The 8261-nt window shown below is 68.5% G+C and carries 6 protein-coding genes; 2 read left to right on the top strand and 4 right to left on the bottom strand.

What is annotated here, in order from left to right:
- Nucleotides 1–151: 151 nt before the first annotated feature.
- Complete coding sequence (locus MNI96_RS20280) at nucleotides 152–631, bottom strand: Lrp/AsnC family transcriptional regulator (RefSeq protein WP_067216841.1); 480 nt, start codon at nucleotides 629–631, stop codon at nucleotides 152–154.
- Nucleotides 632–797: 166 nt separating this feature from the next.
- Between MNI96_RS20280 and MNI96_RS20275 the strand changes: the two genes are divergently transcribed.
- Nucleotides 798–4292 (top strand): indolepyruvate ferredoxin oxidoreductase family protein, encoded by a 3495-nt coding sequence (locus tag MNI96_RS20275; RefSeq protein ID WP_249696118.1) that lies wholly within the window; start codon nucleotides 798–800, stop codon nucleotides 4290–4292.
- A gap of 13 nt (nucleotides 4293–4305) precedes the next feature.
- Here MNI96_RS20275 and MNI96_RS20270 read toward each other — a convergent pair whose 3' ends face one another.
- From MNI96_RS20270 to MNI96_RS20260, 3 genes are all read right to left on the bottom strand, one after another.
- On the bottom strand, nucleotides 4306–5307 hold the full coding sequence (locus MNI96_RS20270; RefSeq protein WP_249696116.1) for a P1 family peptidase: 1002 nt from the start codon (nucleotides 5305–5307) through the stop codon (nucleotides 4306–4308).
- Between the two features lie 40 nt (nucleotides 5308–5347).
- The gene (locus tag MNI96_RS20265; RefSeq protein WP_249696114.1) at nucleotides 5348–5881 is read right to left on the bottom strand and encodes a flavin reductase; all 534 of its coding nucleotides are present in this window, start codon (nucleotides 5879–5881) and stop codon (nucleotides 5348–5350) included.
- Between the two features lie 102 nt (nucleotides 5882–5983).
- Nucleotides 5984–6919, bottom strand: a complete 936-nt coding sequence (locus MNI96_RS20260; RefSeq protein WP_249696112.1) for a LysR substrate-binding domain-containing protein — start codon at nucleotides 6917–6919, stop codon at nucleotides 5984–5986.
- A 405-nt stretch (nucleotides 6920–7324) separates the two neighbouring features.
- Here MNI96_RS20260 and MNI96_RS20255 point away from each other — a divergent pair, with 405 nt between their 5' ends.
- Nucleotides 7325–8260 carry an ABC transporter permease subunit gene (locus tag MNI96_RS20255; protein WP_249696110.1) on the top strand — a complete coding sequence of 312 codons (936 nt, stop codon included), beginning with the start codon at nucleotides 7325–7327 and terminating at the stop codon, nucleotides 8258–8260.
- Nucleotide 8261: the final 1 nt, after the last annotated feature.

The following is an 8261-nucleotide window of genomic DNA, read 5'->3' as shown; positions in this document are numbered from 1 at the left end:
TTCGCGCTTGCGCGCGACCGGGAAGACGCGAGGAGAGGCAGGAGCCGACCGCGCCCTCTCCCCTCCCCCCCCAAAAAGAAGGGATGAGGAGGAGATGTCGGCGCAGCCGACGAAAGGGGGGTGAGCAATGCCCGCGATGAACTCCGCCCCCTCACGTCTCGCGAATCGGCAGCGCCACCGTGTGCTTCACCGTGCTGACGACGATGCGCGACTGCACGTCGGAGACCAGCGTGTTGTCGAGCAGCTTCAGCCGCAGGAAGTCGTCATAGGCCTTGATGTCGCTGGCGACGACCTTGATCAGGTAGTCGACCGCGCCGGTGATGCGCTCACAGATCACCACTTCCGGCCAGCGCTGCAGCAGCTTGTCGAAGGTCTCCATGTTCTCGCGGCTGGGCACGGCCAGCTTGACAAAGGCATAGGCGACGAAGCCGAGCCCGACCGCTTCCCGGTCGACGACGGCGACGACCTGGCGGATCACGCCGGTCTCCTTGAGCTTCTTGATGCGGCGCCAGCACGGGGTCTGGCTCATGCCTGCCTCGCGGGCGATTTCGGCGATGGAGAGGGAGGCATCCCGCTGCATGATCTGCAGCACGCGGATATCGGAGGGATCCAGAAGGTTTTTTTCGCTCATGACGTGTCGAGGGGAAATTCCGTGCGGTTTTAGGGTCTGTTTCGGGCACGATAGCACAGAATTTCACGCAAAGAAGGAGCATATTGGGTCCCAGAAGATTGCGCGGGGTGCGGGCGCTTCACGCCCCCTCGCGCGCGACCCATACGACGGATGAGGAGGCCGTCTCATGAACGCCATCACGCGCTCTGTCTCCCTCGACGACAAATATGTGTCCAACGACGGCCGTGTCTACCTGACCGGCATTCAGGCGCTCGTGCGCCTCGCCCTCGACCGCAGCCGGCTCGACCGGGCGAGCGGGCTGAAGACCGGCGGTTTCATCTCCGGCTATCGCGGGTCGCCGCTCGCCGGCTTCGACACCGAGCTGGTCCGCGCCAGGCGCCATCTTGCGCCGGCCGACATCGTCTTCAAGCCCGGCGTCAACGAGGAGCTCGGCGCCACCGCCGTCTGGGGCAGCCAGAAGGTCGCCCATCACGGCAAGGGCAGCGATTACGACGGCGTCTTCGGCATCTGGTACGGCAAGGCGCCGGGCGTCGACCGGGCCGGCGACGTGCTGCGCCAGGCCAATGCCAGCGGTACGGCGGCCAATGGCGGCGTGCTGGCGCTAGCCGGCGACGATCACCTCGCCAAGTCCTCGATCCTGCCGGCCCAGTCGGAATTCTTCTTCCAGCATGTCGAGATGCCGGTGCTCAACCCGTCCGACATCCAGGAAGTGCTGGACTACGGATTGCACGGCTTCGCCATGTCGCGCTTCAGCGGGCTGTGGAGCGGGCTGATCTGCCTTGCCGACACGATGGATGCCTCCGCGACCATCTCCGTCGATCCGGCGCGGCTCGATTTCGCCTTCCCGCAGGACCGCGACCCGCGCCGGCACGACGATCTCAACCGGGTGATGCTGCTCGGCAACCGGCTGGAGACCGAGCGGCTGCTGCGCGACGTGCGCATTCCCGCCGCGCGCGCCTATGTGCGGGCCAACGGGCTCGACCGCGTCGCCTTCGGTGCCAGCCGGCCGCGCATCGGCATCGTCGCCACCGGCAAGGCCTATCGCGACCTGCGCCAGGCGTTCGAGCTGATCGGCCTCACCGAGGAGCGCGCCCGCGACATCGGCCTTGCCATCTACAAGGTGGCGATGCCCTGGCCGCTGGAGCCCATCGGCCTGTCGAATTTCGCCCGTGGGCTGGAGCGGCTGCTCGTCGTCGAGCACAAGCGCGCCTTCCTCGAGCCGCAGATCAAGGAAATCGCCTATGGCTGGCCGGACCATGCCCGCCCGGCGATCTGGGGCAAGATGACCCCGCAGGGCAATCCCTTCCTCTCCGACCTTTTGGAACTGGCTGTTGCCGAGATCATCCCGGCGCTGCTCGCCTTCCTGCCGGCCGATTTCGTCACCGCCGAGATGCGCGCCGTCGCCGAGCGGATGAACCGGCAGGTGATGTGGTCGCAGGGTCATGCCGAGCGCGCCGCGCGGGTGCCCTATTTCTGTTCCGGCTGCCCGCATTCGTCGTCCACCGTGGTGCCGGAGGGCGCCCGCGCCATGCCCGGCATCGGCTGCCATGCCATGACGGAGATTCCGGGGCGCACCACCGACGGCCAGATCGCCATGGGCGGCGAGGGCGTGTTGTGGGTCGGCCAGGCCGATTTCGCCCGCGACAGGCACGTTTTCGCCAATGTGGGCGACGGCACCTATTTCCATTCCGGCATCCTGGCGATCCGCCAGGCCGTCGCCTCCAAGGTGCCGATCACCTACAAGATCCTCTACAACGACGCGGTGGCGATGACCGGCGGCCAGCCGGTCGACGGCATCCTGACCGTGCCGCAGCTCACCCGCCAGCTGGAGGCCGAGGGCGTCGAGCGGATCGTCGTCGTCAGCGAGGAGCCGGACGCCTATCTCGGCCGCCGCGACCTTGCGCCGGGCACCGATGTCTTCCACCGCGACGAGCTGATGCGCGTGCAGGAGGAGCTGCAGCAGGTCGCCGGCGTCACCGTGCTGATCTACGACCAGACCTGCGCGGCGGAAAAGCGCCGCCGCCGCAAGCGCGGCAGCTTCGCCGATCCCGACATGCGCCTCTTCATCAACGAGCGCGTCTGCGAGGGCTGCGGCGACTGTTCGGTGCAGTCGAACTGCATCTCCGTCGAGCCGCTGGCGACGCCCTTCGGCGAGAAGCGGCGGATCAACCAGTCGTCCTGCAACAAGGACTTTTCCTGCGCCAAGGGCTTCTGTCCGTCCTTCGTGGAGGTGGAGGGCGCCTCGCTGCGCCGGGCCGAGGCGGCGGGGCTCGATCTCGCAGCGCTCGTCGCCGAGCTGCCCGAGGCGGAAGTTGCGGGACTGGAGACGACGCTCAACCTGCTGATCGCCGGCATCGGCGGGGCCGGCGTCACCACCACGGCGGCGGTGCTGGCCATGGCCGCCCATGTCGACGGCAAGCAGGCCTCGACGCTGGACATGACCGGCCTTGCCCAGAAGGGCGGCCCGGTGACCTCGCATCTGCGCTTTTCCACCGCGGACCGGGCCATCGAGGGGCCGCGCATACCGACCGCCAGCCTCGACGTGCTGCTCGCCTCCGACATGGTGGTGGCGACCAATGCCGAGCAGCTGGCGCTGATCGACCGGCAGCGCACGGCGGGCTTTGCCAATTCGCGCGTCGCGCCGACGGCCGAATTCGTGATGAAGCAGACGCTCTCCTTCGACGAGGCGCGGATGCTGAAGACCCTGGACGAGGCCTGTCCGCTCTTTGCCGGCCACGACATCGCCCGCATCGCCGAGGCGCTGTTCGGCGATGCGATCTACGCCAATATGATGCTGGTCGGCATGGCACATCAGGCCGGCCGCCTGCCGCTGACGACCACCGCGCTCGACACCGCGATCCGCCTCAACGGCGCGGCGGTCGACAAGAACCTTGCCGCCTTCCACGCCGGCCGGGTGCTGTTCGCCGCGCCCGACAAGATCCTTGCGGGCCTGCCTGCGGCGAATGCCGTCGACCCGGCGGCGGAGATGGATCTCGACACGCGGATCGCGTTCCTGGGCAACGAACTCGCCGCCTACCAGGACGAAGCTTACGCGCGCCGCTTTCGCGATGCGGTGGCGTCCGTGCGTGCCGCCGACGAGCGCGCCGGCAACGGCACCCTGCGGCTGACGCGCACGCTCGCCGAGGGTCTCTACCGGGCGATGGCCTACAAGGACGAGTACGAGGTCGCGCGGCTTTATTCGCAGCCCGACTTCCGCGCCCGGCTGGAGGCGCAGTTCGACAGCCCACGCAAGCTCAAGGTGCTCTTGGCGCCGCCGCTGATCTCCCGCACGCTCGATGCGCGCACGGGGCGTCCGCGCAAGATCGCCTTCGGCCCGTGGATCTTCACCGCCTTCCGCCTGCTGGCGAGGGCCAAGCGCCTGCGCGGCACCGCGTTCGATCCGTTCGGCCGCACCGAAGAGCGGCGCATGGAGCGGGACTTCGCGAGCCTCTGCCTTGCCGATGCCGAGCGCATCGCCGGTCTTGTCGGCACGGCGAATTACGGCCTGCTCGTCGAGCTTGCCCGCACTGCCGACACGGTGCGCGGCTTCGGTCCGGTGAAGGAGGCGAACCACGCCAAGGCGATGGCCCGGCGCGAGGCGCTGCTGGCCCAGCTCGCGCCGCAGGGCGAGGGCACGCCGGCGATGGAGGCGGCGGAGTAATCCGCCGCCGTTCCTAGCTTTTCCCGCCGAAGCGCTCAGCCCAAGTCGGCAGCGTGTCGCCGGGGGCGGGGCTGGCGGCATGGACGGCGCGGGCGATCGCCCGGCTCATCACGGCAGCGGCGACCGCGCCGATCTCCACCGTCTCGGCCAGGGGATCGCGCATCTCGCGCGCCGCCGTCGAGGCCGCGAAGATCAGGTCGCCGTCGAGCGGGGTATGCGCCGGCCACAGGGCGCGGGCGAAGCCGTCATGGGTCGCCACCGCCAGCCGCTGCAGCTCCGCCTTGGAGAGCGAAAGGTCCGTCGCGACGATGGCGATGGTGGTGTTGGCGCCCTCGGTGAGGCCGTCGAGCTTGGTGCGCGGCCTGTCGGGCAGGGCGGGCTGTGCCGCCGGCCAGCCGAGGCCGCCGAACTCGTCCCCCTTCTCGAAGGGCGCGGCCCAGAAATGCGGGCCCTCGCCCAGCACCGCGCTGCCGAGCGCATTGACCGCGACCAGCGCGCCGACGGTCGCACCCGACGACAGCGTCGCCGAGGCCGATCCGAGGCCGCCTTTCAGCGTTGCCGTCGTCGCGCCGGTGCCCGCCCCAAAGCTGCCGATCTGGAAGTCGGGCGCGGCTGCGGCCAGCGCCGTGCGGCCGAGCGCGCCATAGGGGTTGGCGTCGCCCCAGTCCTTGTCGCCGCCGTTGAGCAGGTCGAAGAGGATCGCCCCCGGCACGATGGGCACGCGCGCGGTGCCCACCGCAAAGCCGCGCCCTTGCGCTGCCAGTGCCATCTGCACCCCGGAGGCCGCATCCAGCCCGAAGGCCGAGCCGCCCGACAGCACCAAGGCATCGACGCTTTCCACCGTGAAGCGCGGATCGAGCAGCGCCGCCTCGCGGGTGCCCGGCGCCCCGCCATGGATCGCCACGGAGGCGCGCAGCGGCCGATCTGCGGTCAGCACGGTGACGCCGGACTTCAGGCGCTCGCAGGAGGCATTGCCGACCGAAAGGCCAGGGACGTCGGTGATCAGGTTGCGCAAGGCGGCCTCGTCGGATCGTTGCAAATGAGGGCTGGGACGATCAGATGCGGTGATAGGCGCGGTCGAGATAGATTAGCGCCGGGCCGCGCTCGCCGAGTTCGATGCCGAGGATCTCGCCGAAGATCACCGAATGGGTGCCGATTTCGGAAATGCCGGTCACCCGGCAGTCGAGCGCGACGCGCGCCCCGCGCAGGATCGGCGATCCGGTCGCGAGCCGATGCCAGTCGGCCAGCGCGAAGCGGTCGTCGAAGGTGAGCTCGCCCTTGCCGGCGAAGGCATCGGACAGGTCCTGCGCCTCGGCCGGCAGCGTGTTGATGGCGAACTGGCCGTTGGCCTTGATCGCGGCGTTGATGCGGGCCTGGCGGTTGACGCAGACCAGCACCGTGGGCGGTGCGTCGGAGACGGAGGCGACAGCCGAGACGGTGGTGCCGCCGCGCCCGGCGACGCCGTCGGTCGTGGCGATGTGGACGGCGGTGCCCAGCCGGCTCATCGCCTCGCGGAAGGCGAAGCGGTCGACGGACTGCGTGCCCTCGCCGCCGAGGCCTCCCGTCCTGAAGGCTGAGCTGTTCGTCATGTGGTCCCCTCTAGCGGCCATGTCGATGGCCCGACCGTGCCCGTCCCTGTTTCGTCCGCATTTCGAGCGTCGATCCTAACCTAGGGCGGTTTCGAAGTGGTTTCACGGGGCGGTGCGCGGATTTCGCGCCGGGCCGAGGTCCGGCGTGTCGGCGACGCTGCCCGGCATGCGCTCGGTGATCCACGCGATGAAGCGCTGGGCGGCCGGGCCGGGGGGCTGCGCTGCGGTCAGCCAGTAGCCGCGGTCGCGGCTGCCCAGCGTGTCGGTGAGCGGGATCAGGTCGCCGCGCTGCAACTCCGCCTCGATCATCGTTTCCACGCAGAGCGCCACCCCGTGGCCGGCGACGACGGCGCTGACCAAGAGATTGAAGTCGCTGAACACCGGGCCGTTGCCGGCAAGGTCCGGAGGCAGGCCGTTTTCCGCCAGCCAGTCGCGCCAGTCCTTGCGCGTCTCGTCGTGCAGCAGGCGCGCGCCGGCGAGCTTTTCCGGCGTGTCGAAGGGGCCGTTGGCGGCCAGATGCGCCGGGCTGCACACCGGCCGCGTGTGGCCGGACAGCAGCCGCAGACGCACCGCATAGCGCTCGGCCATCGGCGGGGTGTCGAACCAGTCGATGGAAATGTCGGTGTCCTGCGCCAGCCCGTGCTGGGCGTAGAGCAGGCTGAGCCGCAGGTTCGGCGCCACTTCCGCGAAGTCGACGAGGCGGGGAATGAGGTAGCGCGTGCCGAAGGAGGGCACACAGGCGATGGACAGCTCCGGCCGTCGCACCGTTTCCAGCACGTCGTGGCACACGTCGCCGATCCGCTGCAGCGAGGCGCGGGTCACGTCGGCGATGCGCTCGGCTTCCGGCGTCAGCTCAACGCGGCGCCCGACTCGCCGCACCAATGCGACGCCGAACCAGTCCTCCAGATTGCGCAGATGATGGCTGACCGCGGCATGGGTGACGCCGAGTTCGTCGGCGGCCAGGCCGACGCGGCCGGTCTGGGCGAGGGCGGCCAAGGCCCTGAGCGCATTGAGGGGAGGCAGGTTGCCGGTGCTCATCGTTAGATTTTCTAACCATCACGTCGGGAAGTTTCAATTGAAACTGGCGTTTCCTTGTGACTTTTTTCCCCTACGTTAACGGCGCGATCGGGAGGAGCCACGTCGCCGCTTCGATTCCCCGCCCCAGGTCTGTCCGGAAATCGCCGGGTGCATTGCGCGCCCTGCGGGGCCGCCGGACGGCATCTGCGGACAGGGGAGGGCCATCGGGGCGCAGCGGAGGAACAATCGCGTACCGTTTGCCGGCGAAGGGGAAAGATGTTCTTTTCTAAATGCCGGTTTTAGAGGGGAATTGTGCCGCCCACAGGGGCTTGGTAAGTACATATGATCATGCACCGCTGCCAGGTCGGCGGTGCTGCGGACTGAGAACGGCGAAGCCGCCAGTCCTTCAGGGGGACCACAGGGCCTATGGACTACTTCATCCAACAGTTGATCAATGGCGTTACGCTCGGGTCGATCTACGGCCTGATCGCCATTGGCTACACGATGGTCTACGGGATCATCGGCATGATCAACTTCGCCCATGGAGATATCTTCATGGTCGGAGCCTTTATCGCGCTCATCGTGATCATCGCGCTGGGCATCACCGCGGCGACGCCGTTGCTGCTGCTCATCCTGGCGCTCTGCCTCGTGCTGGTCATCGCCATGGCGCTGACCGCCGTCTGGGGCTGGACGGTGGAGCGGATCGCCTACCGGCCGCTGCGCGGTTCGTTCCGCCTGGCGCCGCTGATCACCGCCATCGGCGCCTCCATCGCGCTGCAGAACTTCGTGCAGATCTCGCAGGGCGCGCGCACCAAGCCGCTGCAGCCGCTGCTGGGTGGCAATATCAAGCTCTGGGAGACGGTCGGTCCGGAGGGCAGCTTCGTCGTCCAGATCAGCTACATGCAGATCCTGATCATCGTCGCGACGCTGCTGCTGATGGCCGGTTTCACCTTCCTCATCACCAAGACGCCGTTGGGGCGCGCCCAGCGCGCCTGCGAGCAGGACCGCAAGATGGCCGCGCTGCTCGGCATCAATGTCGACCGCACCATCTCGTTGACTTTCGTCATGGGTGCGGCGCTGGCCGCCGTCGCCGGCCTGATGTTCCTGCTCTACTATGGCGTCATCGACTTCTACATCGGCTTCCTGGCCGGCGTTAAGGCCTTCACCGCGGCCGTGCTCGGGGGCATCGGTTCGCTGCCCGGCGCCATGCTCGGCGGCCTTCTGATCGGCCTCATCGAGACCTTCTGGTCCGGCTACTTCTCCCTTGAATACAAGGACGTGGCCGCGTTCTCGATCCTCGCCATCGTGCTGATCTTCATGCCCGAGGGCCTCCTGGGCAAACCCGAAGTCGAGAAGGTCTGAC

The sequence above is a fragment of the Stappia sp. WLB 29 genome (genome assembly GCF_023507705.1).
Taxonomy (GTDB): domain Bacteria; phylum Pseudomonadota; class Alphaproteobacteria; order Rhizobiales; family Stappiaceae; genus Stappia.
Note: the sequence above shows the minus strand (reverse complement) of the source record. Positions and strands in the feature narration are given on the sequence as shown.